This is a genomic window from Bradyrhizobium sp. Crot121 (assembly GCF_059512385.1).
Genome location: NZ_JCAMOR010000013.1, coordinates 100,259 through 125,662, shown reverse-complemented (window position 1 = coordinate 125,662; position 25,404 = coordinate 100,259). Strand labels below are relative to the sequence as shown.

Below are 25,404 nucleotides of genomic sequence, written 5' to 3'. Positions count from 1 at the left end.
AAGCGAAGGCCATGTATTCGTTGAATTAAACTATCCCCACCTTAGCGGCTTTTCAGGGTATGAACGCCATCACGATGTGGCGAGAACGGCATACCTACGCACATCTGAAAGATGTACGTAAGAAACCTGCACCAATCGTGCCAGATTGAAGCTCTCAACCTTAAGGCAAACCATGGCGAACGAAGGGCAAACAAGCCGTCAGGGCCTCGAAGGATTGACCGCCGCGGCCACTAATGCCGCGAAAACAAATCCGGCCGGCGGCAAGGGCCTTCCACCCGTGGATTTATGGAATCCGCCGTTCTGCGGCGATATCGATATACGAATCGGCGGCGACGGCACATGGTACTATATGGGAACACCGATTGGCCGGCCGGCGCTGGTGCGGCTGTTCTCCACCATCCTGAAACGCGAAGACGGCAAGCATTTCCTGGTGACGCCGGTGGAGAAGGTCGGCATCCGCGTCGACGATGCGCCCTTCCTTGCGGTCGAGATGCAAAAGGATGGGGACGCGCGCGGGCGGCTGCTCAGGTTCCGCACCAATGTCGACGACTGGGTCGATTGCGACGCCGCGCACGGCCTTCGTTTCGAGCCGGGCAATGACGGCGGGCTCATGCCCTATCTGCATGTCCGCGCCGATCTCTGGGCCAAGGTCACCCGTCCGCTCTACTACGATCTGGTTGACATGGGGGAAGAGCGGATGGTCGATGGTCATCCGATGTTCGGAATCGAGTCCGGCGGCGCATTCTTCGCGATGGCGGATGCGAAAGAGGTGAGGGACGCGCTTTGAACGAGCCGATGCTGAAGACGGAGCCGGCGACGATCAGCTCGGCGGAGTTTTTCGCGCGCAGCCATGCGCGGCTGAATTTCGACGTCCCGCCCGGCCTGATCGATCCGAACATCATTCCGAGGACCGGCGACTCCGGCAATGACCGCATGCTCGAGATCGTCGCGCACGAACAGCCGGTGCGGCCCGCCGCGGTGCTGATCCCGGTGGTCGATCGCGATGAGCCGACGGTGCTGCTGACGCAGCGCTCGGAGCATTTGAGCAGCCATGCCGGCCAGATCTCATTCCCCGGCGGCAAGATCGACGCGACGGATGCCTCTCCGCTCGATGCCGCGCTGCGCGAGGCCAATGAGGAAGTCGGGCTCACGCGCGACTTCATCGAGCCGCTCGGCTATCTCGATCTCTACGGCACGGCATTTGGTTTTCGTATCCTGCCGACGGTGGCGCGGGTGAAGCCCGGCTTCAGGCTCAAGATCAACGAGGGTGAAGTCGTCGACGCGTTCGAGGTCCCGCTTTCGTTCCTGATGAACCCGGCGAACCATCAGCGCCACAGCAAGGAATTCCGCGGCATCGAGCGCTCCTATTATGCGATGCCCTTTGCCGAACGTTACATCTGGGGCGCGACCGCCGGGATCCTGCGCGTATTGTACGAACGGATCTACCTGCCATGATCCGTCCGGTATTGACCGAGATCGGAATCTTCCTCATCCCTTTCGCAGTCTATGCCGTGTTCCTCATTGCAACGCGCTCCGGCGTCTTGGCGAAATCTTCCTGGCCTTTGCCTTTGATTGCGAAGCTGGTGCTGGGTGCGCTGCTGCTGGTCGTGGTCAGTTTCGTGCTGCTCGCCCATTTCTCCGGCGCGCCGCCGAATTCGACCTATGTCCCCGCTCATATCGAGAATGGCAAGCTCGTGCCCGGAGTTGAGAAATGACGCATGCACGCGCGCTGGAGCAGGCGCCTTGGCTGAGATCGGGACCCACGGCACGCGTGCTCGCGTTGCTTAACGCAGACGGTGAGGAAGCGCGTGTGGTCGGCGGCGCGGTGCGCAACGCGCTGCTGCACAGGCCGATCGGCGACATCGATCTCGCGACCACGGCAGTCCCTGAGGAGGTGATGCGCCGCGCCAAGGCCGCAGGAATCAAGAGCGTGCCGACCGGCATCGAGCATGGCACGGTGACGCTGGTCGTCGACAAGCATCCGTTCGAGGTCACGACCCTGCGCGAGGATACCGAAACCTATGGCCGCAAGGCCAAGGTCGCATTCGGCCGCGACTGGGCGCGCGATGCCGAGCGGCGCGACTTCACCATCAACGGCCTTTCGGTCGATGCAGCCGGCGTGGTGCACGACCATGTCGGCGGGCTCGACGATATCGCCGCTCGCCGCGTGCGCTTCATCGGCGATCCCGCTCAGCGCATCGCCGAGGACTACTTGCGCATCCTGCGCTTCTTTCGCATGCATGCGGCCTACGGCGCCGGCGATCCCGATCGCGCCGGCTATCTTGCCTGCATCGCCGGCCGTGCCGGCCTGGCGCAGCTTTCGGCGGAGCGCGTGCGCATGGAAGTGCTCAAGCTCGTGGTCGCCGACGGCGCGGTGACCGCGGTCACCGCGATGGCCGATGGCGGCCTGCTGCAGATGATCCTGGGCAGCGTCGGCTATACCGGGCCGTTCGCAGTCATGATCGCGGCCGAGCGCGAGCTCGGGCTCGAGGCGAGCGCGGTGCGCCGGCTCGGTGCGCTGGCGCTTGCCATCACCGAGGATGCAAGGCGCGTTGCCTCCAAGCTGCGGCTCACCAATGCCGAGGCGAAGGCGCTGGAAGCGATGGCGGATCGTTGGTGGCAGCTCGCCGGCATCGACGAGGCGGCGGCACGCCGCTGGCTCTACCGTCTCGGTGAGGCGGCCTATCTCGACCGGATGATGCTGGCCTGGGCGCGGATGAGCGATGGCCACGACATTGCTCGTTGGCGCGAACTGGCGCGCCTGCCGCAGCGCTGGCAGGCGCCGAAATTTCCGCTGAAGGCGGCCGATTTCATCGCGCGCGGGATTGCCGAGGGACCGGCGCTCGGCCATGTGCTGGCTGAGGCCGAGCAGGCGTGGCTGGCCGCGGAATTTCCGCTCGACCACGCGGCGCTCGCGGCGATCGCCGACGAGACGGTCGCCCGTTTCACCCACGACCACCGATTGTGATGCCGCCGCGATCACGGGCGGTATCGTGATGATCTCATTGGTGCTGAAGTAATGCCGTAGCCCGGGTGGAGCGCAGCGTAACCCGGGGACGGTCTTCAGCATCGATGGAGCTGTCCCGGGTTGCGCTACACTCCACCCGGGCTACGAAGCTCCTTACTGCGACTGAGCGCCAAGCTCCGACGGCAGTAGCTTAAGCGACCTTGCCCTTGCGGTGATCGTCTTCGTCCTCATCGTCGTCTTCTTCCTCGTCGTCGTCTTCTTCGTCTTCCTCGTCGTCGTCCTCTTCCTCGTCATCGGGATTGGCAGCTTCGAGGACGGCAACGGGAAGCGTTTCCCGAAACAGATCGCCGTCGATACCCATCCAAACACACTCGACAGAGTCCTCGTTCACTTCCGCCACCGTAATCGGGTGCCCGCCCGATTTCAGCATCACCACATCGCCTGGTTTCAGTTCCATGGTCCACCCATCCTTCGCGTTGATCGACGCGCCGGCACGTTACAGAGCTGTCATGACAGTCCGATCACGAAGGAACGTCCCCACAGGATTTTGACGGGGATTGATCTGCGCGGCGAAGCGCGGGCGCCGTTACCGGTCTGCGCCGGGAAGCAGTTCCGTCAGGGAGCGGATGATGCGATTCGGCCTGACGGTCGATCCCGTGGGAAGACCATCCCCGTGCACGTCGATCCAGATCGCGTAAATGCCGAGCCGTTGCGGTGCGACGACCTCCCATTCCAGATTGTCGCCGATCATCCAGGTGTCCGCTGCGCTGACGCCGAGCGCATCCATGGCGTGCAGATAAGCGCGCTCTTCCGGCTTGCCGAAGCCGTGCTCGCCTTCGATCTCGATGTGATCGAAGCGGTGCGTCAGTGCGAAGCGCTCGATCTTGGCGCGTTGCATCAGCGCGGCGCCGTTGGTGACAAGCGCGAGCTTGATGCCGAGCGACCGCAGCCCGTCTATGGCGTCGTGCGCGCCGGGAAAGACAAAGATGCTTTCCTCGCGAAACGTCGTGAAGCGGTCGGCGATCCGGACGGCGAGGTCGTCTGAAAGGGGCGGGTGGCCGCTTGCGCGAAGCGTGGCGAAGCCGCCCCTGACCGTTTCGCGGCGCGCTTCCTCAAGTTTCAGGCGCCAGATCGGCTCCGCCGTGGACCAGAATTTCCGGGCGAAAGCGAGGATCGCGGCGGCAACGATCGGCGGATCCAGTGGCGCCAACTCATCGGCGAATTCGGCCGCGATCGTGTTCCAGGCGATCTCGGGCCGGGCATAGGCCGACAGGATGGTGTCGTCCATGTCGATCAGCATGGCGCGGGGGAGTTTGGTCACGATGGCGATCTCACGGCCATTTCGCATGCGGCGGCATCGACGACAGGATCGAGTCGACATTGCCGCCGGTCTTCAGGCCGAAAATCGTGCCGCGGTCGTAGAGCAGATTGAACTCGACATAGCGGCCGCGCCGGACCAGTTGCTCCTCGCGATCGTCGGCGGTCCATGCCGTCGCAAAATTGCTCCTGACCAGTTCGGGATAGATCTTCAGGAACGCGCGACCGACATCCTGGGTGAAGGCGAGGTCGGCGTCCCAGTCGCCGCTATCGTGCCAATCGTAGAAGATGCCGCCGATGCCGCGCGCCTCCTTGCGGTGCGGCAGGTAGAAATAGTCGTCGCACCATTTCTTGTATTTTTCATACGGCGCGATCCGCGCATGCGCATCGCAGGCCGACTGCATCGCGGCATGGAAGGCGAGCGCATCCGGATCGTCCTGCGTGCGCCGCCGGTCCAGCACCGGCGTGAGGTCGGCGCCGCCGCCGAACCACGCCTTGGTGGTGACGACGAAGCGGGTGTTCATATGCACCGCCGGCACGTTCGGATTGTGCAGATGCGCGATCAGCGAGATGCCCGAGGCCCAGAAGCGCGGATCATCCGCCGCGCCCGGGATCTGGGCGCGGAATTCGGGAGCGAACTCGCCATGCACGGTCGAACAGTGCACGCCGACCTTCTCGAACAAGCGCCCACGCATCATCGCCATCACACCGCCGCCGCCGGGCTTGCCGGTGTGGTCGGTGCGTTCCCACGGCGTGCGCACGAAGCGCCCGGCTTCGCCTGGATAGAGCCAAGCAGGCGCGTCATCCTCCAGCCGCTCAAAGGCCGCGCAGATATCGTCGCGCAGTATTTCAAACCAGGTTTTCGCGCGCGCCTTGCGCTGTTCGATGGCGGATTTGTCCATGCTCAAGCTTCCGGTCCGAAATAGGTGCAGCTCTCGTTGCAACTGTCGCGATGCACGCTGACGCGGGTGACCTTGCCCGCATGCTGCACCCGTTCGAAGATGAATCGCGACAGGTTTTCAAGGGTAGGCAGTCCAAGCGCCTCTATCTTGTTGAGGAACTTGTGGTCGAGCGTCGTCTGCACCTCGGCGATGCGGCGTTCGAGGAGGCCGAGGTCAAGCACCATGCCGGTCGCTGGGTCCGGTGTCCCGCGCACGGTCACTTCCGCACGAAACGAATGGCCATGAATCTCCTGGCTGCTCGCGCCAAGGGTCGTTCCGGTGAGCGCGTGCGCCGCCTCGAAGCGGAACGATTTCGTCAATTCCCACATCCTGAAAGTCCAACTCCTATCTGATGCCCAGCGTCTTGTGCGTCTGCACGCTCAGCCGCCATTGCGGGTGTTGCAAGCAATACTCGACCGCGCGCGCGGTGTTTTGAAGCGCATCAGGCCCATCCATCGGCTGTAGCGAGAAGCGTTCGAAATCGAGATCGACAAAGCGCTCCGGCGCGGCATCCTGCTGCGGATAGACCAGCTTCAACTCATTCCCCTTCCGCACCGCGAGTTCCGCGCCCGCCTTCGGGCTGACGCAGACCCAGTCCAGCCCGTCCGGCGGTGTGATTGTGCCATTGGTCTCGACGCCGATGGCAAAGCCGTGCGCATGCAGCGCGTCGATCAGCTCGGCGTCGACCTGCAGCAGCGGCTCGCCACCGGTCAGCACGACATAGCGGCCGACATTATCGCCCGTCCATTGCGCGGCGATGATGTCGGCAAGTGCTGCGGCACTCGCATAGCGGCCGCCGAGCGTGCCGTCGGTGCCGACAAAATCGGTGTCGCAGAATTGGCAGGTTGCGCTGGCGCGGTCCTGCTCGCGGCCGCTCCAGAGGTTGCAGCCGGCAAAGCGGCAGAACACCGACGCACGGCCGGCATGCGCGCCTTCGCCCTGCAGGGTCAGAAAAATCTCCTTGACCGCGTAGCTCACGGAATCTCCTTCAACGGCAGGCTGCGGGTCTGCCGCAAGGCCTCGCCGATCGCCATCGCCGCTGACATCGCGACATTGAGCGAGCGCATGGGCGGCTTGATCGGGATCACCAGCCGCGCATCGGCCGCCGCCACCACCGCGTCGGTGACCCCAGCGGATTCGCGCCCGAAGAGCAGTATATCGGAAGCGGCATAGCGAAAATCGAGGTAGGAACCGGCGACCTTGGTCGTGAACAGGATCAGCCGATAGCCGGCCTCGCGGCGCCATTCCTCGAATTTCGTCCAGGAATCATGGCGCATCAAACGGACGTGGTCGAGATAGTCCATTCCCGCCCGGCGGAAATGCCGATCTGAGATCGGGAAGCCTGCCGGCTCGATGATATGGGCCGCCACATCCAGGCAGGCGCACAGCCGCAGGATGGTGCCGGTGTTCTGTGGGATATCGGGCTGGAAGAGCGCGATCTGCATGGCCGTGGCGCTGGGTTAGGTACCGACGAAATGTCTCAAGAAAACAACGTTCGTCGCTCATTTAGTGCATTGCACGCCTGCGAGCCGATAGCGGGCTTGCGCTCGTCCGGCAAGGGTGCCAATAGAACGATTCTGGACTGCTATTCCGCCAGTAGGGAGGAGGGATAGTGGTTTTCTGCCGCCGCGGGGGGCCGCGGGCGCCGGCAGACCTCCCGGTTGCAATGGGCGCCACCGGGGCGGTTCCACCGGCTGCAGACAAGGAAAGGGCTTGGAATCGTGACGACAGCGTCTTCGGCGGACCATCCGACACGCCGTGATTTCCTTTATGTTGCAACGGGTGCTGCTGCGGCGGTGGGTGTAGCGGCGACGGTTTGGCCGCTCATCGACCAGATGAATCCGGACGCGGCGACCATCGCCGCCGGTGCGCCGATCGAGGTCGATCTGACGCCGATCGCCGAGGGGCAGGACATCAAGGTGTTCTGGCGCGGCAAGCCGATCTATATCAGCCACCGCACCAAGAAGCAGATCGACGAGGCGCGCAGCGTTCCGCTCTCGAGCCTGCCCGACCCGCAGACCGATGAGGCCCGCGTCAAGTCCGGCCATGACCAATGGCTGGTCGTGATCGGCATCTGCACCCATCTCGGCTGTATCCCGATCGCCCATGAGGGCAATTACGACGGATTTTTCTGCCCCTGCCATGGCTCGCAATACGACACCTCCGGTCGTATCCGCCAGGGGCCTGCGCCCGCCAATCTGGCGGTGCCGCCGTATCAGTTCGTTTCCGACACCAAAATCCAGATCGGCTAAGTCTCGGCCCAGCCCGAGGCTTCGACCGATCGCGTCGTCTTTACTTCTCAGGATCGCATCAATGAGCGGACCATCCGATTTTCAGCCGACCAATCCCGCCTTGAGGTGGATCGAGCGGCGACTGCCGATCTTCGGCCTCATGCACTCCTCCTTCGTGGCCTATCCTACGCCGCGCAACCTCAACTATTGGTGGACCTTCGGCGCCATTCTCTCGATGATGCTGGCGGTGCAGATCCTGACCGGCGTGATCCTGGCGATGCACTATACGCCGCATGCCGATCTTGCCTTCCGCTCGGTCGAGCTGATCGTGCGTGACGTCAACTACGGCTGGCTGCTCCGCAACATGCACGCCTGCGGCGCGTCGATGTTCTTCTTCGCCGTCTACATCCACATGTTCCGCGGCCTTTACTACGGGTCGTACAAGGAGCCGCGCGAGGTGCTGTGGATCCTCGGCGTCATTATCTATCTCTTGATGATGGCGACCGGCTTCATGGGTTACGTGCTGCCGTGGGGCCAGATGAGCTTCTGGGGCGCCACCGTCATCACCAACCTGTTCTCCGCCGTGCCCTATTTCGGCGAGAGCATCGTGACGCTGTTGTGGGGTGGCTACGCCGTCGGCAACCCGACGCTGAACCGCTTCTTCTCGCTGCACTATCTGTTGCCCTTCGTGATCGCCGGCGTCGTCGTGCTGCACGTCTGGGCGCTGCATGTGGCGGGTCAGAACAACCCGGCCGGCGTTGAGGCCAAGACCGAGAAGGACACGGTCGCCTTCACGCCCTACGCGACGATCAAGGACCTGTTCGGCGTCTCCTGCTTCCTGATCTTCTATTCCTGGTTCATCTTCTACATGCCGAACTATCTCGGCGATGCCGAGAACTACGTTCCGGCCAATCCCGGCGTGACGCCGGCGCATATCGTGCCGGAATGGTATTACCTGCCGTTCTACGCCATCCTGCGTTCGATCCCGAACAAGCTTGCGGGCGTGATCGCGATGTTCTCTGCGATCATCATCCTCTGCTTCCTGCCCTGGCTCGACAGCGCCAAGACCAGGTCGTCGAAGTACCGTCCGCTGGCCAAGCAGTTCTTCTGGATGTTCGTCGTCGTCTGCGTCCTGCTCGGCTATCTCGGCGCGCAGCCGCCGGAAGGCACCTATGTGATCGCCGGCCGCATCCTGACGGTCTGCTACTTCGCCTACTTCCTGATCGTGCTGCCGCTGCTCTCGCGGATCGAGACGCCGAGGCCGGTACCGAACTCGATCGCCGACGACGTGTTGGCGAAGACGGGCAGCAAGGCCGCGCCGATGGTCTCGACCGTGATCGCAATCATGATTGCGGGCGGGCTCTTGGTCGGCGGCGCGCAAAGCGCCAAGGCCGAGGGGGGCGAGGTCGCACCGCCGGCGCAGAAATGGTCGTTCTCAGGCCCTTTTGGCAAGTTTGACCGCGGCGCGGTGCAGCGCGGGTTGCAGGTGTACAAGGAGGTCTGCGCGACCTGCCACAGCCTGTCCTTCGTCGCGTTCCGCAACCTCGCCGATCCCGGCGGCCCCGGCTATTCGACGGCCCAGGCCGCCGCGTTCGCCTCCGACTACAAGATCAAGGACGGCCCGAACGACCAGGGCGAGATGTTCGAGCGTCCGGGCCGGCCGGCCGACTACTTCCCGTCGCCGTTCCCGAACGAGCAGGCGGCGCGTGCGGCCAACGGCGGCGCGGCTCCGCCCGATCTGTCGCTGATCACCAAGGCGCGTTCCTACAAGCGCGGCTTCCCCCTGTTCCTGATCGACTTCTTCACCCAGTATCAGGAGCAGGGCCCGGATTACGTTGATGCGATCCTGCAGGGTTTTGAGGAGAATCCGCCGGCCGGCGTGACCATCCCCGAGGGCTCCTACTACAACAAGTACTTCCCGGGCCACGCCATCAAGATGCCGAAGCCGCTGAGCGACGGTCAGGTCGCCTACACCGACGGTTCGCCGACCACGGTCGCGCAATATGCCCACGACGTCACGACCTTCCTGATGTGGACCGCGGAGCCACATATGGAAGCGCGCAAGCGGCTCGGGCTTCAGGTGTTCGTGTTCCTGATCCTGTTCTCGATCCTGATGTACTTCACCAAGAAGAAGGTCTGGGCCAACGCCCACTGATCGCGCTTTCGGCAACGTGATTTGAAAAAGCCCCCGCGGGGGCTTTTTTGCTGCCGCGATTGCGTCACGCGCGGTGAGTCGCCACAATGGCCGCCAATCTCCCCCTAAACATTCCGGAGGAATTCATGGGCACCACCATCACCTTCAAACGTCCGGACGGCAAGGACGCCAACGGTTACCTCGCCAACGCGGCGCGCGGCGATGCACCGGGCGTGGTCGTGATCCAGGAATGGTGGGGCCTGCAGGACCAGATCAAGGGCATGTGCGACCGCTTTGCGCGGGCCGGCTTCGACGCGCTGGCGCCTGATCTCTATAAGGGTACGGTGGTGCCGTATCACGACACCGATGCCGCGGGTCGCGAGATGAACTCGCTCGACTTCATGGACGCCACCACGCAGACCGTGCGCGGCGCCGCGCAATACCTGGCGCGGAACGGCGCCAAGGTCGGCCTCACCGGCTTCTGCCTCGGCGGCGCGGTGACCATCATCGGCGCCACCAAGATTCCGGAACTGACTGCCGGTGTCGTGTTCTACGGCATCCCGCCGGAGCAGGCGGCAAAGCCGGCCGACGTGAAGATCCCGCTGCAGGCGCATTTCGCCAACAAGGACGATTGGTGCACGCCGCAGGTGGTGGACGCCTTCGAGAAGGCCATGAAGGCCGCCGGCAAGTCGCTCGAGCTGTTCCGTTATGACGCCGAGCACGCCTTCGTCAACGAGCAGCGCATGTCGGTGCATGACCGCCAGGCCGCCGAACTCGCTTGGGGAAGGGCAACGGAGTTCTTCAAGAAGCATCTGGGCTGATCTTGCCCGTCCGCTTGTCGGAAAAGAGGGCGGAGCGATGAGGCGGCGAGGCCCTCACCGACCGCGAACTCCTCGCTGGAGAGGCCGGGATGAAAGTCTTTTGCACGGGCGCATCGGGCTATATCGGCGGATCGGTTGCGGCCCATCTTGTCGCCGCCGGACATCATGTGACCGGACTGGTTCGCTCCCTGGAAAAAGCCGATGCGGTTCGCATCCACGGCATCCAGCCGCTGTTCGGAACGCTGGATCACAAGGAATGTCTGGTGCAAGCGGCGCAAGCCGCTGACATCGTTATCAATGCGGCCAGTGCCGATCACAAGGGTGCCGTCGTTGCCCTGACCGGCGCTCTGGCTGGAACGGGCAAGCTGTTTATACATACCTCCGGATCGAGCATTGTCGGCACGCGTGCCAAGGGCCACCGATCCGACGAGATCTTCGACGAAGATACGCCGATCACCCCGTCGCCAGCCCGCGCAGCACGGGTTGCGCTCAACGAATACATTCTCTCTCACCGCGAGAAGGGTAGCCATCCGGTCATCATCTGTCCGAGCCTGATCTACGGTCTCGGTCATGGCGCCGAACCGCACAGCATGCAGGTCCCCCTGCTCATCTCCCTTGCCAGAAAGCGTGGTTGTGCGGCCCATGCCGGGCCCGGCGAGAACGTCTGGTCAAACGTCCACATCGACGACCTGGTGACGCTCTACGCGCTCGCCATCGAGAAGGCCCCGGCCGGGGCTTTCTATTTCGCCGAGAACGGCGAGAACTCGATGCGCGAAATCTGCGAGGCCATCAATACCATGCTGGGGTTTGATCGGCCGCCGTCGGCGATGTCGATGGAAGAGGCTGCCTCCGAATGGGGGGAGGGCGTCGCCGAGGACACGATGGGCTCGAACAGCCGGGTGCGAGGCGTGCGTGCGCGGCGGCAGCTCGACTGGGAGCCGAAGGCCCGCAATCTGCTCGAAGAGATCGAACAGGGGTGTTATCGGTAACCGGAATCCGAGAGACGATTGTCAGACCGTTCCTTTGCGATCCCGTCCCACCACGGACAGGTGCCTGACATGAGCTTGAAATTGCCCTGCATCACCTGCACCGGCGCGCGGCGGCCTTGGGCGGCGGCGTGCATCCGCATCTCGCGGGCGAGCTCGCGGTCCCTAGCCGGCAGCCAGACGCGCTCATGACCCCACAGGCTCGGACCGTCCTGCATCTCGTAAGGCTGCCACGTCGCCGGATCGATCTCGCGGCCGCCCCAGCCGCATTCGATCATGAAGGATGACGGCGTCCTCGCGTAGAACGAGGTCATGAAGTCGTTGGTGTGGCGGCCGAGCGAGGTGCCGATGCGATCGGGCTGGCTCAGCGCCACGTCGTAAGCTTGCCCAACATCGTCGAGCGAGAACATCTCGACCATCAGATGATGCATGCCACTCTTCCCGGTCTCGATCAGCGCCAGACTATGATGGCGCGGGTTGACGTGGAAGAAATAGGCGCGAAACGGCTTCAGGATGTAGTCGGAAAGCCCGAAGCCGAGCACGTCGACATAGAACGCCAGCATCGGATCGATGCGCTCGACCGTCAGCACGGCGTGCCCGAGCCCGAGCGGTCCGGTGCGGAAGCCCGATATCGCGCGGCCCGGCTTGAACGGCGCGGCATCGACCTCGGCGCCATAAAACGCTTCCAGCCGGTTGCCTTCGGGATCGTGGAAGGAGATCAGGCCGCGCACATGCCTGGCATCGGCGAGCGCTTGCGGCTCGGCGGTCACCGCGACGCCGGCTTGCTCGAGCCGGGCGGCGAGCTCATCCAGTGCCGCCGCATCCGCCACCTCCCAGCCGAAGAAGCGCGATCCTTCCGGAGCGGTGCGATCGATCACGATGCGTTGTTTGCGATCGTCCATCCGGAAGGCGAGCAGGGAGTTGCCGCGCTCGACCGCCTGCAGGCCGACGAGCGTGGTGCCGAATTCCCGCCAGTCGTCGAGCTCGGCCGCGCCGAACCCGGCATATCCGAGACCCAATAGCCCCATATGCGCCTCCCTTGTTGTCCATCGGGGCGGTTGGCCTGCCCTTCTTGGGCATCAAACTTACGCGAATTCGCAGGCCTTCAAACCCCAAAGATGGGTTTTTGAGCAGGCCGCCGGCAGTGCCCATCCCTTGACATCGCTCCCGCCGGGTGGTGTTTAGCGGGTTATGAGCACCGTTGCCCACCCATCCTGTCTTTGGTGGCCCACCTCCTCATAGGTGGCCGGTGCGATTTCATTTAAAATATCGTCGAAGGTCGCCATCGCAGTGCGACGGTCCCTTCGGTTGTCCTGTGTGGCGCTCCCTCGTTAAGTCTCGTAAGAGGAACACATGAACAGGACAGTCTTCTCCCTGCCGGCGAAAAGCGAGTACCGCACCAGTGGCGGGCTTGCGGTCACCCGTGTGGTCGAACAGTTCACCGGCAATGCCGGCCGCCTCGATGACCTCATTGATCTGCTCGACCGCCGCCGCGGCGTCGTGCTGTCCTCGGGCACAACCGTGCCGGGGCGCTACGAGAGTTTCGATCTCGGCTTCTCCGATCCGCCGCTAGCGTTGGAGACGTCAGGCACGAACTTCTCGCTAGCAGCGCTGAACAAGCGTGGCGAGGTGCTGATCGCCTTCCTCGGCGACGTCCTGCGCGAGCCCTGCATCGTCATCACCGAAAAGAGCGCGGCGCGCCTCGCCGGCCATATCATCCGCGGCGAAGCCCCAATCGAAGAAGACCAGCGCACCCGGCGCGCCAGCGTGATGTCGCTGGTGCGCGACCTCGTGGCGGCCTTCTCGTCCAATGCGGATCCGCTGCTCGGTCTGTTCGGCGCCTTCGCCTACGACCTCGTGTTCCAGATCGAGGACCTCGTGCAGAAACGGCCGCGCGAGGCCGACCAGCGCGACATCGTGCTGTACGTGCCCGATCGGCTGCTCGCCTATGACCGCGCCACCGGCCGTGGCGTGGTGCTGACTTACGATTTTGCCTGGAACGGCAAGTCGACCGAGGGCCTGCCGCGCGAGACCGCCGAGAGCCGTTACGTCAAGACGGATCGGCAAGGTTTTGCGGATCACGCGCCCGGCGAGTATCAGGCGACGGTGGAGGTCGCGCGCGCGGCGTTCGCCCGCGGCGATCTGTTCGAGGCGGTGCCCGGCCAGCTCTTCGCCGAGCCCTGCGAGCGTTCCCCGGCGGAAGTGTTTCAGCGGCTGTGCCGCATCAACCCGTCGCCCTATGGCGCGCTGATGAATCTGGGCGAGGGCGAATTCCTGGTGTCGGCTTCGCCGGAAATGTTCGTTCGCTCCGACGGCCGGCGCGTGGAGACCTGTCCGATCTCGGGCACCATCGCCCGCGGCAGCGACGCGATCGGCGATGCCGAGCAGATCCGCCAGCTCCTGAACTCGGAGAAGGACGAGTTCGAGCTCAACATGTGTACCGATGTCGACCGCAACGACAAGGCGCGCATATGCGTGCCCGGCACCATCAAGGTGCTGGCGCGCCGCCAGATCGAGACCTACTCAAAACTGTTCCATACGGTCGATCACGTCGAGGGCATGCTGCGTCCGGGCTTCGACGCGCTCGATGCCTTCCTCACCCATGCCTGGGCGGTGACCGTGACCGGCGCGCCGAAATTGTGGGCGATGCAGTTCGTGGAAGACCACGAGCGCTCGCCGCGGCGCTGGTATGCCGGCGCGATCGGCTGCGTGAATTTCGACGGCAGCATCAATACCGGGCTCACCATCCGCACCATCCGCATGAAGGATGGGCTGGCGGAGGTTCGCGTCGGCGCCACCTGTCTGTTCGATTCGGACCCGGCGGCCGAAGACCGCGAATGCCAGGTGAAGGCCGCAGCCCTGTTCCAGGCGTTGCGTGGCGATCCGCCGAAGCGGCTCTCCAGCATTGCCCCCGATGCCACCGGCTCCGGCAAGAAGGTGCTTCTGATCGACCACGACGACAGCTTCGTGCATATGCTGGCGGATTATTTCCGCCAGGTCGGCGCCGCCGTCACCGTGGTCCGGCACATCCATGCCCAGGAGATGCTGAAGCAGAAGAGCTGGGACCTGCTGGTGCTCTCGCCCGGTCCGGGGCGGCCGGAGGATTTCGGGATCGGAAAGACCATCGGCACCGCGATCGAGAAGAAGCTGCCGATCTTCGGCGTGTGCCTGGGCGTGCAGGCGATCGGCGAATATTTCGGCGGCCAGCTTGGCCAGCTCGGCCAGCCCGCCCATGGCCGCCCCTCGCGCATCCAGGTGCGGGGCGGCCGGTTAATGCAAAATTTGCCGAACGAGATCGTGATTGGCCGCTACCATTCGCTTTATGTCGAGCGCCAGAGCGTGCCTGATGTATTGTCGGTGACGGCGACCACGGAGGACGGCATCGCGATGGCGATCGAGCACAAGACCTTGCCGGTCGGCGGCGTGCAGTTCCATCCGGAATCGCTGATGTCGCTCGGCGGCGAGGTGGGCCTGCGCATCGTGGAAAACGCGTTCCGGCTGGATGCGGAGGCGAATTGAGGGGACCGGTCATTGCGAGCGAAGCGAAGCAATCCATATCTCCACCTGCGGAGACATGGATTGCTTCGTCGCTATCGCTCCTCGCAATGACGGTGGAGACACGAAAGCGAGACAGCAATGACATTTGACCTCGACCTGAAGGCCGCCGTTCGTACCATTCCGGACTATCCGAAGCCCGGCATCCTGTTCCGCGATATCACCACGCTGCTTGCGGACGCCCGCGCGTTCCGACGGGCGGTGGATGAATTGGTGCATCCATGGGCCGGCTCGAAGATCGACAAGGTCGCCGGCATCGAAGCCCGCGGCTTCATCCTCGGCGGCGCGGTGGCGCACCAGGTCTCGGCCGGTTTCGTGCCGATCCGCAAGAAGGGCAAGCTGCCGCACACCACAGTGCGGATCGCCTATTCGCTGGAGTACGGCCTCGACGAAATGGAGATGCATGCCGACGCCGTGCATCCCGGCGAGCGCGTGATCCTGGTCGATGATCTCATCGCCACCGGCGGCACCGCGGAGGGCGCGGTCAAGCTCCTGCGCCAGATCGGTGCCAACGTCGTCGCCGCCTGCTTCATCGTCGACCTGCCCGAACTCGGCGGCGCCGCCAAGCTGCGCGCGATGGATGTCCCGGTGCGGACGCTGATGGCTTTCGAAGGGCATTGACGCTGCCCTCGCGTAGAGGCCGTAGGGTGGGCAAAGCGAAGCGTGCCCACCATCGCGAGCGCGGTGCTGGATGGTGGGCACGGCGCCAGTGCGCCTTCGCCCACCCTACGGCACTGTAGCCCTACGGCTACGAAGCTACGACCGCTGCAGCATCACGCTTAGTTCGAGATCGCGGAAGATCGTGTAATTGCGCCGGATCCACTGATGCAACTCGGTGGACGAGTCCTTCTCGTGCCGGAGATAGCCGGTGAAGGAGAAGTTCAGCCGGTCGATATAGGTCTTCAGGAACACCGGCAGCGCGCTGAAGCGGAGCACCCGGCCTTGGCCCATGGCCGCGGGCAGTTCGCCGCGCACCACGAATTCGTTGTCAATGGTCATCAGCGCCCGCGGCGGGATCTGCTGGCGCAGCATCTCGTAGCTGCGTGCGGAGGCACGGTCGGTATCGGCGACGAACAGGATGACCGGCGCGACGTGGCGGCGCAGCGCTTCCTTCATGAAGCCGATTTCGTCGATCATCTTGAAGAATTCGTCGAAGGCGTGGTAGCCGAGGTCGATCACCTTCGCCAGCCCGTCATTGACGATCAGCCGGTCCATCAGCTGCATCTTGCCGTAGGTGTCGATGACATCTGCCGTCTCGGTGGTCCTGGGCAGGTAATCGAGCAGCGACGGCTCCTTCAGGTTGATGTCGAAGGACATCACATCGCCGTTCTTCAGCAGCAGAAATTCGCTCAAGAGCCGCGCGACCAGGGTCTTGCCGACCTGGGGGCGGGGCGAGCAAATGATGTAGACGGGCGTAGCTGACATCGCCTGCTATATCAGGCGATTTTCCTGCCTAATCCAGCCCCGCATCCCCCGGAGGCGCGACTATTTTTCGCCGCCGCGCGTCACCGACTTGGCACCGACCAGATCGGTCAGCTTGATGCGGTCGAACTCGCTCCAGACATTGGCGAGCCAGTGCCGGACATAGCCGCGGAGCACGAACGAATAGTTCGCGGCTTCGTCGTGCGGGCCCTTGTTGGCGACGAATTTGAGGAACGGGACGGAAGCGACCTCGACCTGCTCATAGGCCATCTCGTTCAGCTTCGGGATGGTCAGGTCGGTGGCATCCTTGATGCGGTGGAAATAGGAATTGTAGGTCGACTGGTCCCACTGGAAGAACTGGGTGTCGTTGATGAAGTTCTTCACCAGGAAGTATTTCGCGCCGTTCATGAAATTGGCGGTCTCGGCGATCTCGTCCAGCGAGGCGATCGAGGGGCCGAGGATATGGAACACCGCGAAGGTGATCTGGCCGGACCGGGCCGCATCCAGGAAGCCGATGTCGCGGAGCGAGGCCAGCGCCGGCGATAGCAGGCCGGCGCGGACGTCGATCACGGTGACCATGGAGCCGGCGTTAAGCGTGTCGAAGATCTTCATCTGGTCCGCGGTCGTCGTCATATCGACGATCTCGGTGATCTCAGGATGGAAGCGCTTCAGCGTTCCCCGCGGGGATTCGGTGTCGAAGGCCCGAGTCCCGACGTTGTTCGCGTTGAAATAATCCAGAAGCGTCCGAGATACGGTCGTCTTGCCGACCCCACCCTTGTCCGCGCCCACCACAATCACGACTGGCTTTGCCATGGAAATCCCTTAAGACACGCCCCCGACCGCGAGGGCGCGATCGGCAAGTCCCCATTCCTGCTTTGGGCGCGAACATGGCAGAAACAAGGGAGAATTCAATTCCTTGAATGCCAAGTGACGCGTTTGGTAGGAATTTTCTTAATGAGTTGAAGGGCGTTAGGCCACAATCAAAAATGTCGGCCCCAAGGCCCCTGAAGCGGACCCTGACCAGGCTGTTGCTGCGAGTGGCCGGCCGGCTCGGCTGCGTCGTCCCAGGGGCCGCGCGAAGGGCCGCGCGGAGCGGGAGGCGGAAGTTCGCCTTGTGCCGACGGTTCCTGTGCACCTTCTTCGGGACTAGCTGCGGGATCGTCCGGCAGGGCGGTCGGCCCGGGATCATGGCCGCCGGCGAACTTCACCAATGCGTCCACCCGCGATTGTACCGACGGATGGGTCGCAAACAGGTCGGCGAAGCCCTCCCGCGGATTGTCCACGCATAGTTCCATCACCGCCGAAGTCGCACCCGGCAACTCGCCGCGATTTTCGATCTTGCGCAGGGCCGAGATCATCGCATCGGGGTTCTTGGTCAGTTCCACCGACCCGGCATCCGCCAGATACTCGCGCGATCGCGACAGCGCCAGCTTGACGACCTGCGACAACAGCCACGCCGCCACGATCAGGACAATGGCGATGATGATCACGATGATGGCGCCGCCACCGGAGCCCTTGCGGTCGGATGAAGACGACGAGGACGAGGATGACGAAGACGAAGAAGACGACCAGCCGCCGCCGGTTGAATTCCAGGACAGGTTGGTGAACATCCGGAAGAACAGTTCGCCGAAGAAGCCGACCGCGCCGGCGATGATGACCGCGATCACCATCAACTGCACGTCGCCGTTGCGGATGTGGGTGAGTTCGTGGCCGAGCACGGCCTCGATCTCCTGGTCGTTCAACGCCTGCAACAGCCCCGTGGTGACCGTGACGGAATATTGGCGCCGGTTCAGCCCGCTCGCGAAGGCGTTCAGCGCGGGGCTGTTCATGATCTTCAGCTTCGGCATCGGGATGCCGCGCGAGATGCAGAGATTTTCCAGGAGATTATAGAGCCGCGGCTCTTGCTGCCGCGTCACGCTCTGGCCGCCGGTGACGGCGTCGATCATGTTCTGGTGGAAGAAATACGCGATCGCGATCCACAGCGCCGCGCCGATCGTGGCATAAGGGGAAGCCGAGATCAGGTCGTGCAGCGCCCGCGTCAGGTAATCGTCGACTGAGCGGCCGCCGTCGATCATGACCTCCGCGACCAGCGCGCCGGCATAGACCAGCACGTAGATCAGGACGAACAGCCCGGCGAGCAGAAGCATCGAACGAAACTTGTTCGACGCGATATGGGTGTAGAGACCGTAGGCGGCCATGCTGGACGTCCGCTAACCACCGTCATTCCGGGGCGCGCGAAGCGCGAGCCCGGAATCCATCGTGCCGCAGGCGATGCGGTGAAATGGATTCCGGGCCTGCGCCTTGCGGCGCATCCCGGAATGACGGAGAAGATGTAGTGTCATCTCGCCTAGAACTTCACGCTCGGCGCGGTCTCGACTTCGGCGCGGCTGGCGCCTAGGTCGAAGAAATCCTTGCGGGTGAAGCCGAACATGCCGGCGAACAAAGCGGCCGGCATCTGCTGGATGCCGGTGTTGTACTCCTGGACCGCGTTGTTGAAGAAGCGGCGGCTGGCCGCGATCTTGTTCTCGAGGTCGGAGAGCTCGCTTGCGAGCTGCTGGAAATTGGCGTTGGCCTTCAGGTCCGGATAGGCTTCCGACAGCGCGATCAGGCGGCCGAGGGCGCCGCTTAGCTGGTTCTCGGCGGCGGAGACCTGCGCCGGTCCCTGCGCTGAGATCGCGGAGTTGCGCGCCTTGATCACATCATCCAGCGTGCCGCGCTCGTGCGACGCATAGCCCTTTACGGTCTCGACCAGATTCGGCACCAGGTCGTGGCGCTGCTTGAGCTGGACGTCGATGTCGGCGAAGGCTTGGTTGACGCGCTGGCTCAGCGCCACCAAACGGTTGTAGGCGGCAAACGCAAACAGCACGAGGACGACGATGACGCCGAGAACGATCCAGCCGGTCGACATGGAAAAACTCCTGATGGGATTGCGCGCAGAGCCTAGACGAAAATCGTGGCACGCGTCAGCCTGCCCAGCGACAGGCATGCTTTGGTCGGATCGGGCAGGGAATTAGTTCAAGCGTTCGGCACGGCATCGCCCCATCGCCAGCGCCGGGCGTGGGCATAGTCGGCCTTGGCGCGGCGGGGGATCTTTGCAAACGAGAGGCCGGCCGGTGTGCAGAGCTTTGCAGTCACTTCCGCTTTGCCGACTACGGGTTGCGCCAGTACGCGGGACGGGCGGTTCGCGCTGGGTGTCCGCGTCAGCGCGACATAGGCAAACCGCTCGTCCTCGAACGGCACCTCGGCGCCCTTTACCTGCATGTGCGCGCGCGAGCGGGAGAGCCGCTGGCTGAAATGGCACCAGTCTGGCGCCTGAAGCGGGCATTGTTCGTCGTGCGGGCAGGGCGCTGCGACATGTGCGCCGGCCGCGATCAGTTCCGCCCGCAGCGCGATGATCCGCGCATAGCCCGCGGGCGTGCCAGGTTCGACGATCACAAGCGCCTCGCCCGCCTTTTCCCACATCAGGCGTGCGAGCGCGGCTCGCTCGGTCTCATCGATCTCGCCGACCATGTAGCTCGCGACGACAATATCCGCCGGTTCGGCGTCGGCGAGCAGCTTCCGCGCCGGCCCCAACTCATAGCGCGCGTCGCGCAGCCGCGTGCCGGCGAGCCCAAGCGCCAGTGCGCGCAAGCTGGCGTTGGCATCGAGCAGGGCGAAGCGTTGCAGCGACGAGAAGGCTTGCGCCGCCGCCCAGCTCGCCGTAGCCGGCCCGGCGCCGATATCGAGCAGCGACGTCGGCGCGAAATCCGGCCTGATTTCGACGAGCGCATTCAGGCTGGCGGCGACGGCCGCGTAGGTCGCGGGCATCCGCGCCAGCGCATAGGCGAGCGCATCGGTCTCTGATTTGATCGTGCCCGAGCCGCCGCCGTCGCGGTAGGTCCGCGAGATCGCGGCGGCGCGACTTGCTGCCTCATTGCGCGAAACCCCCTGCAGCCTCGCGTCGAGTGCCGCTTTCAGTTCGGCGGGAAGGTCGGGCGAGATCATTTCTAGCGCACCATCCCTCCGTCATTGCGAGCGAAGCGAAGCAATCCATGGCGCCGCTTGCGGAGAGATGGATTGCTTCGTCGCTGTCGCTCCTCGCAATGACGAAGCTGACGCTCCGCTCACGCCACGTGCTGATCCAGGATGCCGACTGCGCCTTCGAGGTCGACCGAGACCAGTTGCGACACGCCGCGCTCGGCCATGGTGACGCCGAACAGCCGGTTCATGCGCGCCATGGTGATCGGGTTGTGCGTGATGACGATGAAGCGCGTCTCGGTCGAGGCCGTCATCTCGTGCAACAGGTTGCAGCAGCGCTCCACGTTGTGGTCGTCGAGCGGCGCGTCGACCTCGTCCAGCACGCAGATCGGCGAAGGGTTGGTCAGGAACACCGCGAAGATCAGCGCCAGCGCGGTCAGCGCCTGCTCGCCGCCCGAGAGCAGCGACAGCGACTGCGGCTTCTTGCCAGGGGGCTTTGCGATGATCTCGAGACCGGCCTCGAGCGGATCGTCGCTCTCGATCAGGTGCAGCGCGGCCTCGCCGCCGCCGAACAGCTCGACGAACAAGCGCTTGAAGTGGCTGTTGACGGTCTCGAACGAGGTGAGAAGCCGCTCGCGTGCTTCGCGGTTGAGGCTCTGGATGCCCTGGCGCAGGCGCTTGATCGCTTCGACCAAGTCGTCGCGCTCGGTGGTGAGCCCGGTGTGCTGGGTCTCCACCTCGCGTAGCTCTTCCTCGGCGCGCAGATTGACGGCGCCGAGGCGTTCGCGATCGCGGCGCATCTTTTCGAGCTCTTCCTCGATCTGGCCGACCGGCGGCAGTTCGGCGCCCGGCTCGATCTCGGCGAGGCCGGCCAACGCCTGCGGCTCAACCTCGAGCATGTCATGGACCTCGCGCTCGATATCGGCGAGCCGACGCCGAGTTCCTTCCATCCGCTCCTCGGCGCGGGCGGTCGCCTCGCGGGCGCTCGACAGCGCTTCCAGCGAGGCCTTGGCGGTGCGGTCGGTCTCCGCCATCGCGGTCTCGGCAGCGGCGAGCGCGTCGGCGGCGCCGCGGCGATCGTTCTCGGCGTACTCGATCTCGCTGATCAGCGCGCTGCGCTTCTCCGCAAACACCTCCGGCGCATTGACGAGCTCCTCGCGCTCTGCGGTCAGCTCGGTGATGCGGGCCTCAATCGTTCCGATCTGCGAGGCGCCGCTTGCTTTGCGGTTCTGCCACTCGCTGCGCTCGGCGAGGATCGCCTGCACGCGGCGGTCGGCGAGCTCGGCTTCACGAGCCAGCGCCTGCGCTTCGGCGCGCACCTGGGCGGCCACGCGGCGCCGGTTCTCGATCTCGCTGCGGACCGCGCCAAGTTGGCTTTCAGCCTCGATGCTCGGCGGTAATTCGGCGAGCGCCGCATCGGCATTCTCGTGCGCGGCCTCGGCTTCGGCACGGTCGGCGGCGAGGCGGTTGTGCGCTTCCGTCAGCGCGGATTTGCGCGCGGCGTGGCGGTTGATCTCGCGCTCGGCTGCGGCATGGCGCTCGCGCGCGGCATCGCCCTCGCGACGCGCGGCACGCACCGCCTCGCGCGAGGCGGTCTCGGCGGCGGAGGCGGCGCGCAATTCGGCTTCCGCATTCTCCAGCGCCTGCCGCTTGGTGATCACCTCGTTGCGCGCCTGCTCGAGTTCATGCTCGATGTCGACGAGGCGGGCACGCTCGGCGAGGCGCCGCGCCGCGCCGGTCGGCGCGTGAGCGGCGGTGACAAAACCGTCCCAGCGCCAGACGTCGCCCTCGAGCGACACCAGCCGCTGGCCGGTCTTCAATTGCGACACCAGCTCCGCGCCGCGCTCCTTTGCCACGACGCCGATCTGGGCGAGGCGGCGCGCCAGTTCCGGCGGTGCCTGCACATGATTGGCAAGGCAATCGACGCCTTCGGGCAGCGCCGGGTCCTCGCTAGCGGGGACATTGGTCCAGCGCATCGGTGCCGAGGGATCGACGGGAGCATCGAGATCGTCGCCGAGCGCGGCGCCGATCGCCTTCTCATAACCCTTGGCGACCGTGATGCCGTCGATGATCGGTGGCCACAGATTCTTGGTCTCGCCATTGAGGATCTTGGAGATGGTGCGCGCCTCGGTCTCGAGCCGCTGCACGCGCTTCTCTGCTTCGGTCAGCGGGCTGCGCGAAGCTTCGAGCGTCTGCCGCGCGACCACGTGACCGGTTTCGCTCGCCTGCACGGTGGCTTCGGCCTCGGCCAGCGTCTGCTGCGCGGTCTCGACCGCGGCGGCGAGCACATCGATATCGCCCAGCGAGCCGGTTTCCTGCGCGAGGCGCTCCTCCTCGGCCTGGACGCTTGCGATCTCATGGTCGAGCCGGGCGAGCCGGTCGCGATGGGTGCGCACGCCGGCTTCGAGCTGGTTGCGCTTGGCGGTGAGGTCGGCAAGCTCCGTGGTCAGCTCGGCGAACCGGCGCTCGGTTTCGGCAAGCATGGCTTCCGCTTCCGCGACGCGCTCGTCGACGCCGGAGCGCTGCTCGACCCGAGACTTGATCTCTTCCTTCAGCTCGGCGTCCTCGGTGTCGAGCCGCTGCAGCGCGACGTCGGCGTCTGCCGTCTGTTGTTGCTCGCGCGCGATGTCGGCAACGAACTGCGCCAGGCGCCGGTCGAGTTCGGAAACGCGTTCCTTGGCACGCTCCTCCTCGCGATCGAGCATCTCGCGCGCATTGTTGAGCCGCTGCAGGCCCGCGGCGGCGCGGGCTTCCGCCTCGCGTAGCGCCGGCAGTTCGGCCGCGCGGATTGCCTGGATGCGCGCGGATTCCGCCTGCTCGCAGGTGCGCTCGGCCGCCTCGCGAACGGCGAGATCATGCGTCTGCGCGGCATCGTTGACGTCAGCGTGAGCCTCGATCCAGCGCAGGTGGAACAGCATCGCCTCGGACTTGCGGACCTTCGCGGCGACCTCGCGGTAGCGGATTGCCTGCCGCGCCTGCTTCTTCAGCCCGTCCATCTGGCCGGTGAGCTGGCCGATCACGTCCTCGACGCGGGTGAGGTTGGTCTCGGCTGCCTTCAACCGCAGTTCCGCTTCATGGCGGCGGGCATGCAGGCCGGCGACGCCGGCGGCATCTTCGAGGATGCGGCGGCGCTGTTCCGGCTTGGCCTGGATGATCTCGCCGACCTTGCCTTGGTGCACCAGTGCCGGCGACCGCGCGCCAGTCGCGGCATCGGCGAACAGGAGCTGCACGTCGCGCGCGCGCACGTCACGTCCGTTGATGCGATAGGCGGAACCCGCCTCGCGCTCGATGCGGCGGGAGATTTCCAGGAGCTGGCTGTCATTGACCGCGGCCGGCGCCGTGCGATCGGAATTGTCGATCGTCATCACGACTTCGGCGTGGTTGCGCGCCGGGCGATTGCCGGAACCGGCGAAGATCACCGCGTCCATGTCGGCGGCGCGCAGTGACTTGTGCGAGGTTTCGCCCATCGCCCACCGCAGCGCTTCCACCAGGTTGGACTTGCCGCAGCCGTTCGGTCCGACCACGCCGGTCAGGCCCGGCTCGATCATGAAGTCAGTGGGTTCAACGAACGATTTGAAACCGTGGAGGCGTAGGCGCGTGAGCTTCATGAACACAAATCTCTGTTGGCCGGGCGCGAATCTCCCAGCCGTGACAGTACCATGAAAGGCAATGTCGGTAATGCAGGCGGACCGCTCGCTGCGGCTGTGGCCGCGACAATGGCGAGGCCGGAGCGCACCGGCAACCGCCGCCTCGGGCTTTTCCCAAGGCTTTTGCTTGGTTTATCTGATGTTGCGAATAGCTGTGGACGAATCAGCTTTTCAACAATGAATTGATGCGCTTGCTGAATTCATCGAACGAGGTCTCGCCCTTCAGCATCTCGCCGTTGATGAAGAAGGTCGGGGTCGAATTCACCTTCAGCACGTCGTTGGCGTATTTCTGGTCAGCGGCGATCTTGTCGAGCAGCGCCTGGTCCTTCAGGCAATCCTCGACCTGCTGCTGGCTGAGGCCCGCCTGCTTGCCGATTCGCGTCAGCGTCTCCGTGGTGTTCTTCATCACCCAGTCGTTCTGCTGGCGGAACAACAGGTCGATGACTGCGAAATATTTCGGCGCGTCATCCTTGGCGATGCAGCGCGCCAGCATCGAACCGGCGGCGGCCTTGATGTCGAGCGGGAATTCGCGGAACACGTAGCGGATCTTGCCGGTGTCGATGAATTCCGACTTGATCTTCGGGAATACCGTGTCGTTGAAGTTCGCGCAGTGCGGGCAGGTCATCGAGGCGTATTCAGTGATTGTCACCGGGGCGTTCTGCGGGCCGAGCGCCATGTCCGGTAGTGATTGCGGCTTGGCGACATCGGCGGCGGTCTGCGCCATCGCCTCCGAAATCAGGCGCAGCGGCGAGAGACCGATCAGGGCGGCAAGACCAGTCAGTGACAGAGCGGCGGTAAAGGCGCGGCGCGTGATGATCAAGGTCGGCTCCCGGATTGGCGCATGCACGCCTAAAAGAGGTCTAAAAAAGCGAGCTTTCGCTAGCTTGAAATGGTGATTGTGGCAATGCTGCGCTCCAAGGCCCGCCACGCAAAAAAGTCTCAATTTCGCTTGATCGAGGCCCCCAATCGCGCCAGTGCGGCACGCAGCGCCTCGTCCTCCACGGCGGACAGGGTCTTTTCGACCGCCGCCACCGCCTTGGGGTCCGGCGGCCGCGGCCGCACCGGGCGCTCCCGCCGGGACAGAGGCGCCTGCCGCAGCGCCAGCCGGCCGACCGCGTGCCAGCCGAAGAAGCGGTTGACCCGCTCCAGAATGCGGTCGGAGGAATGCTGGATCTCCAGCGCCATCGGCCCCTCGACCCGGAGCACCAATGTTGCCGGCTCCTGCGGCTGCCCCTCCACCGGCCGCGGCCATTGCATCTTCATCGGCTCCGAATACCGCGCGATCTCGGTCCCCGCGATCTCCGCCCACCGCGTTACCAGCTCGCGCGCGGCGAATCCCTGCTTGGCATAGGCGTCGGAGAAGACGTCGTTGAGCAGGATAGAGAGCGGCTTTGCGCTGATCGGGCCGGGTTTTGACATGGGTCC

General features: G+C 64.5%; 25 protein-coding genes. 10 read left to right on the top strand and 15 right to left on the bottom strand.

The window, feature by feature from the left end; translation table 11 throughout:
* Window positions 1-172 precede the first annotated feature (172 nt).
* Genes AC5ZGW_RS14850 through AC5ZGW_RS14835 form a run of 4 tightly spaced genes read left to right on the top strand, consistent with a single transcriptional unit; the run spans window position 173 to window position 2,968 of the window.
* Complete coding sequence (locus AC5ZGW_RS14850; protein WP_130228182.1) at window positions 173-787, top strand: DUF1285 domain-containing protein; 615 nt, start codon at window positions 173-175, stop codon at window positions 785-787.
* Between the two features lie 8 nt (window positions 788-795).
* Complete coding sequence (locus AC5ZGW_RS14845) at window positions 796-1,455, top strand: CoA pyrophosphatase (protein WP_474419224.1); 660 nt, start codon at window positions 796-798, stop codon at window positions 1,453-1,455.
* Window positions 1,452-1,715 (top strand): DUF6111 family protein, encoded by a 264-nt coding sequence (locus AC5ZGW_RS14840; RefSeq protein ID WP_028167463.1) that lies wholly within the window; start codon window positions 1,452-1,454, stop codon window positions 1,713-1,715. Before AC5ZGW_RS14845 ends, AC5ZGW_RS14840 begins: the two co-directional genes overlap by 4 nt.
* Window positions 1,712-2,968: a CCA tRNA nucleotidyltransferase gene (locus AC5ZGW_RS14835; RefSeq protein ID WP_130228184.1), complete on the top strand. Its 1,257-nt coding sequence runs from the start codon at window positions 1,712-1,714 to the stop codon at window positions 2,966-2,968. The genes AC5ZGW_RS14840 and AC5ZGW_RS14835 overlap by 4 nt, the downstream gene beginning before the upstream one ends.
* A 190-nt stretch (window positions 2,969-3,158) precedes the next feature.
* Here AC5ZGW_RS14835 and AC5ZGW_RS14830 read toward each other — a convergent pair whose 3' ends face one another.
* From AC5ZGW_RS14830 to AC5ZGW_RS14805, 6 genes are all read right to left on the bottom strand, one after another.
* Window positions 3,159-3,425 (bottom strand): YodC family protein, encoded by a 267-nt coding sequence (locus tag AC5ZGW_RS14830; RefSeq protein WP_130228185.1) that lies wholly within the window; start codon window positions 3,423-3,425, stop codon window positions 3,159-3,161.
* Window positions 3,426-3,554: 129 nt separating this feature from the next.
* Complete coding sequence (locus tag AC5ZGW_RS14825) at window positions 3,555-4,316, bottom strand: HAD family hydrolase (protein WP_130228186.1); 762 nt, start codon at window positions 4,314-4,316, stop codon at window positions 3,555-3,557.
* Window positions 4,300-5,187, bottom strand: coding sequence for an oxygen-dependent coproporphyrinogen oxidase (gene hemF, locus AC5ZGW_RS14820; RefSeq protein WP_028167458.1), 888 nt, complete (start codon window positions 5,185-5,187; stop codon window positions 4,300-4,302). The genes AC5ZGW_RS14825 and hemF overlap by 17 nt, the downstream gene beginning before the upstream one ends.
* A gap of 2 nt (window positions 5,188-5,189) precedes the next feature.
* Window positions 5,190-5,555 carry a 6-pyruvoyl trahydropterin synthase family protein gene (locus tag AC5ZGW_RS14815; RefSeq protein ID WP_130228187.1) on the bottom strand — a complete coding sequence of 122 codons (366 nt, stop codon included), beginning with the start codon at window positions 5,553-5,555 and terminating at the stop codon, window positions 5,190-5,192.
* 16 nt (window positions 5,556-5,571) lie between these two features.
* Complete coding sequence (gene queE, locus AC5ZGW_RS14810; protein ID WP_130228188.1) at window positions 5,572-6,204, bottom strand: 7-carboxy-7-deazaguanine synthase; 633 nt, start codon at window positions 6,202-6,204, stop codon at window positions 5,572-5,574.
* Window positions 6,201-6,671 carry a tRNA (cytidine(34)-2'-O)-methyltransferase gene (locus AC5ZGW_RS14805; protein ID WP_130228189.1) on the bottom strand — a complete coding sequence of 157 codons (471 nt, stop codon included), beginning with the start codon at window positions 6,669-6,671 and terminating at the stop codon, window positions 6,201-6,203. Before AC5ZGW_RS14805 ends, queE begins: the two co-directional genes overlap by 4 nt.
* 276 nt (window positions 6,672-6,947) lie before the next feature.
* Here AC5ZGW_RS14805 and petA point away from each other — a divergent pair, with 276 nt between their 5' ends.
* The 4 genes from petA (at window position 6,948) to AC5ZGW_RS14785 (ending at window position 11,401) form a co-directional block, all read left to right on the top strand.
* On the top strand, window positions 6,948-7,478 hold the full coding sequence (gene petA, locus AC5ZGW_RS14800; protein ID WP_028167454.1) for a ubiquinol-cytochrome c reductase iron-sulfur subunit: 531 nt from the start codon (window positions 6,948-6,950) through the stop codon (window positions 7,476-7,478).
* Window positions 7,479-7,539: 61 nt separating this feature from the next.
* A complete protein-coding gene (locus AC5ZGW_RS14795; RefSeq protein ID WP_130228190.1) occupies window positions 7,540-9,612 on the top strand; it encodes a cytochrome c1 in 2,073 nt (690 codons plus the stop codon).
* Window positions 9,613-9,737: 125 nt separating this feature from the next.
* Window positions 9,738-10,412 carry a dienelactone hydrolase family protein gene (locus AC5ZGW_RS14790; RefSeq protein ID WP_130228199.1) on the top strand — a complete coding sequence of 225 codons (675 nt, stop codon included), beginning with the start codon at window positions 9,738-9,740 and terminating at the stop codon, window positions 10,410-10,412.
* Between the two features lie 89 nt (window positions 10,413-10,501).
* On the top strand, window positions 10,502-11,401 hold the full coding sequence (locus AC5ZGW_RS14785) for an NAD-dependent epimerase/dehydratase family protein (protein ID WP_130228191.1): 900 nt from the start codon (window positions 10,502-10,504) through the stop codon (window positions 11,399-11,401).
* Here the strand turns inward: AC5ZGW_RS14785 and AC5ZGW_RS14780 are convergent.
* Window positions 11,392-12,426: a VOC family protein gene (locus AC5ZGW_RS14780; RefSeq protein ID WP_130228192.1), complete on the bottom strand. Its 1,035-nt coding sequence runs from the start codon at window positions 12,424-12,426 to the stop codon at window positions 11,392-11,394. The two genes, AC5ZGW_RS14785 and AC5ZGW_RS14780, sit on opposite strands and share 10 nt — an antisense overlap.
* Window positions 12,427-12,751: 325 nt before the next feature.
* Between AC5ZGW_RS14780 and AC5ZGW_RS14775 the strand changes: the two genes are divergently transcribed.
* Window positions 12,752-14,917, top strand: coding sequence for an anthranilate synthase component I (locus AC5ZGW_RS14775; protein ID WP_130228193.1), 2,166 nt, complete (start codon window positions 12,752-12,754; stop codon window positions 14,915-14,917).
* 117 nt (window positions 14,918-15,034) lie between these two features.
* Window positions 15,035-15,574, top strand: coding sequence for an adenine phosphoribosyltransferase (locus tag AC5ZGW_RS14770; protein WP_028167448.1), 540 nt, complete (start codon window positions 15,035-15,037; stop codon window positions 15,572-15,574).
* 135 nt (window positions 15,575-15,709) lie between these two features.
* On the opposite strand, the gene AC5ZGW_RS14765 is transcribed toward AC5ZGW_RS14770, so the two are convergent.
* From AC5ZGW_RS14765 to AC5ZGW_RS14730, 8 genes are all read right to left on the bottom strand, one after another.
* On the bottom strand, window positions 15,710-16,378 hold the full coding sequence (locus AC5ZGW_RS14765; RefSeq protein WP_130228194.1) for a P-loop NTPase family protein: 669 nt from the start codon (window positions 16,376-16,378) through the stop codon (window positions 15,710-15,712).
* Between the two features lie 60 nt (window positions 16,379-16,438).
* Window positions 16,439-17,188 (bottom strand): P-loop NTPase family protein, encoded by a 750-nt coding sequence (locus AC5ZGW_RS14760; protein WP_130228195.1) that lies wholly within the window; start codon window positions 17,186-17,188, stop codon window positions 16,439-16,441.
* 167 nt (window positions 17,189-17,355) lie between these two features.
* Complete coding sequence (locus tag AC5ZGW_RS14755) at window positions 17,356-18,573, bottom strand: M48 family metallopeptidase (RefSeq protein ID WP_130228196.1); 1,218 nt, start codon at window positions 18,571-18,573, stop codon at window positions 17,356-17,358.
* Between the two features lie 149 nt (window positions 18,574-18,722).
* Window positions 18,723-19,283: a LemA family protein gene (locus tag AC5ZGW_RS14750; protein WP_028167444.1), complete on the bottom strand. Its 561-nt coding sequence runs from the start codon at window positions 19,281-19,283 to the stop codon at window positions 18,723-18,725.
* 107 nt (window positions 19,284-19,390) lie between these two features.
* Complete coding sequence (locus AC5ZGW_RS14745; protein ID WP_130228197.1) at window positions 19,391-20,359, bottom strand: small ribosomal subunit Rsm22 family protein; 969 nt, start codon at window positions 20,357-20,359, stop codon at window positions 19,391-19,393.
* A gap of 119 nt (window positions 20,360-20,478) precedes the next feature.
* Complete coding sequence (gene smc / locus AC5ZGW_RS14740) at window positions 20,479-23,940, bottom strand: chromosome segregation protein SMC (protein ID WP_496113928.1); 3,462 nt, start codon at window positions 23,938-23,940, stop codon at window positions 20,479-20,481.
* A 202-nt stretch (window positions 23,941-24,142) separates the two neighbouring features.
* The gene (locus tag AC5ZGW_RS14735; RefSeq protein ID WP_130231715.1) at window positions 24,143-24,799 is read right to left on the bottom strand and encodes a DsbA family protein; all 657 of its coding nucleotides are present in this window, start codon (window positions 24,797-24,799) and stop codon (window positions 24,143-24,145) included.
* A gap of 119 nt (window positions 24,800-24,918) precedes the next feature.
* The gene (locus AC5ZGW_RS14730; protein WP_028167440.1) at window positions 24,919-25,398 is read right to left on the bottom strand and encodes a DUF721 domain-containing protein; all 480 of its coding nucleotides are present in this window, start codon (window positions 25,396-25,398) and stop codon (window positions 24,919-24,921) included.
* Between the last annotated feature and the right edge of the window lie 6 nt (window positions 25,399-25,404).

Bases quoted from the DNA above. Each gene is read 5' to 3' on its own strand.
- AC5ZGW_RS14785 (WP_130228191.1), top strand. From the start codon at position 10,502: ATGAAAGTCTTTTGCACGGGCGCATCGGGCTATATCGGCGGATCGGTT.
- AC5ZGW_RS14805 (WP_130228189.1), bottom strand. From the start codon at position 6,671: ATGCAGATCGCGCTCTTCCAGCCCGATATCCCACAGAACACCGGCACC.
- AC5ZGW_RS14760 (WP_130228195.1), bottom strand. From the start codon at position 17,188: ATGGCAAAGCCAGTCGTGATTGTGGTGGGCGCGGACAAGGGTGGGGTC.
- AC5ZGW_RS14775 (WP_130228193.1), top strand. From the start codon at position 12,752: ATGAACAGGACAGTCTTCTCCCTGCCGGCGAAAAGCGAGTACCGCACC.
- AC5ZGW_RS14845 (WP_474419224.1), top strand. From the start codon at position 796: ATGCTGAAGACGGAGCCGGCGACGATCAGCTCGGCGGAGTTTTTCGCG.
- smc (WP_496113928.1), bottom strand. From the start codon at position 23,940: ATGAAGCTCACGCGCCTACGCCTCCACGGTTTCAAATCGTTCGTTGAA.
- AC5ZGW_RS14815 (WP_130228187.1), bottom strand. From the start codon at position 5,555: ATGTGGGAATTGACGAAATCGTTCCGCTTCGAGGCGGCGCACGCGCTC.
- AC5ZGW_RS14825 (WP_130228186.1), bottom strand. From the start codon at position 4,316: ATGCGAAATGGCCGTGAGATCGCCATCGTGACCAAACTCCCCCGCGCC.
- AC5ZGW_RS14755 (WP_130228196.1), bottom strand. From the start codon at position 18,573: ATGGCCGCCTACGGTCTCTACACCCATATCGCGTCGAACAAGTTTCGT.
- AC5ZGW_RS14790 (WP_130228199.1), top strand. From the start codon at position 9,738: ATGGGCACCACCATCACCTTCAAACGTCCGGACGGCAAGGACGCCAAC.
- AC5ZGW_RS14770 (WP_028167448.1), top strand. From the start codon at position 15,035: ATGACATTTGACCTCGACCTGAAGGCCGCCGTTCGTACCATTCCGGAC.
- AC5ZGW_RS14780 (WP_130228192.1), bottom strand. From the start codon at position 12,426: ATGGGGCTATTGGGTCTCGGATATGCCGGGTTCGGCGCGGCCGAGCTC.
- AC5ZGW_RS14850 (WP_130228182.1), top strand. From the start codon at position 173: ATGGCGAACGAAGGGCAAACAAGCCGTCAGGGCCTCGAAGGATTGACC.
- AC5ZGW_RS14750 (WP_028167444.1), bottom strand. From the start codon at position 19,283: ATGTCGACCGGCTGGATCGTTCTCGGCGTCATCGTCGTCCTCGTGCTG.
- AC5ZGW_RS14730 (WP_028167440.1), bottom strand. From the start codon at position 25,398: ATGTCAAAACCCGGCCCGATCAGCGCAAAGCCGCTCTCTATCCTGCTC.
- AC5ZGW_RS14830 (WP_130228185.1), bottom strand. From the start codon at position 3,425: ATGGAACTGAAACCAGGCGATGTGGTGATGCTGAAATCGGGCGGGCAC.
- AC5ZGW_RS14795 (WP_130228190.1), top strand. From the start codon at position 7,540: ATGAGCGGACCATCCGATTTTCAGCCGACCAATCCCGCCTTGAGGTGG.
- hemF (WP_028167458.1), bottom strand. From the start codon at position 5,187: ATGGACAAATCCGCCATCGAACAGCGCAAGGCGCGCGCGAAAACCTGG.
- AC5ZGW_RS14745 (WP_130228197.1), bottom strand. From the start codon at position 20,359: ATGATCTCGCCCGACCTTCCCGCCGAACTGAAAGCGGCACTCGACGCG.
- AC5ZGW_RS14765 (WP_130228194.1), bottom strand. From the start codon at position 16,378: ATGTCAGCTACGCCCGTCTACATCATTTGCTCGCCCCGCCCCCAGGTC.
- AC5ZGW_RS14840 (WP_028167463.1), top strand. From the start codon at position 1,452: ATGATCCGTCCGGTATTGACCGAGATCGGAATCTTCCTCATCCCTTTC.
- AC5ZGW_RS14835 (WP_130228184.1), top strand. From the start codon at position 1,712: ATGACGCATGCACGCGCGCTGGAGCAGGCGCCTTGGCTGAGATCGGGA.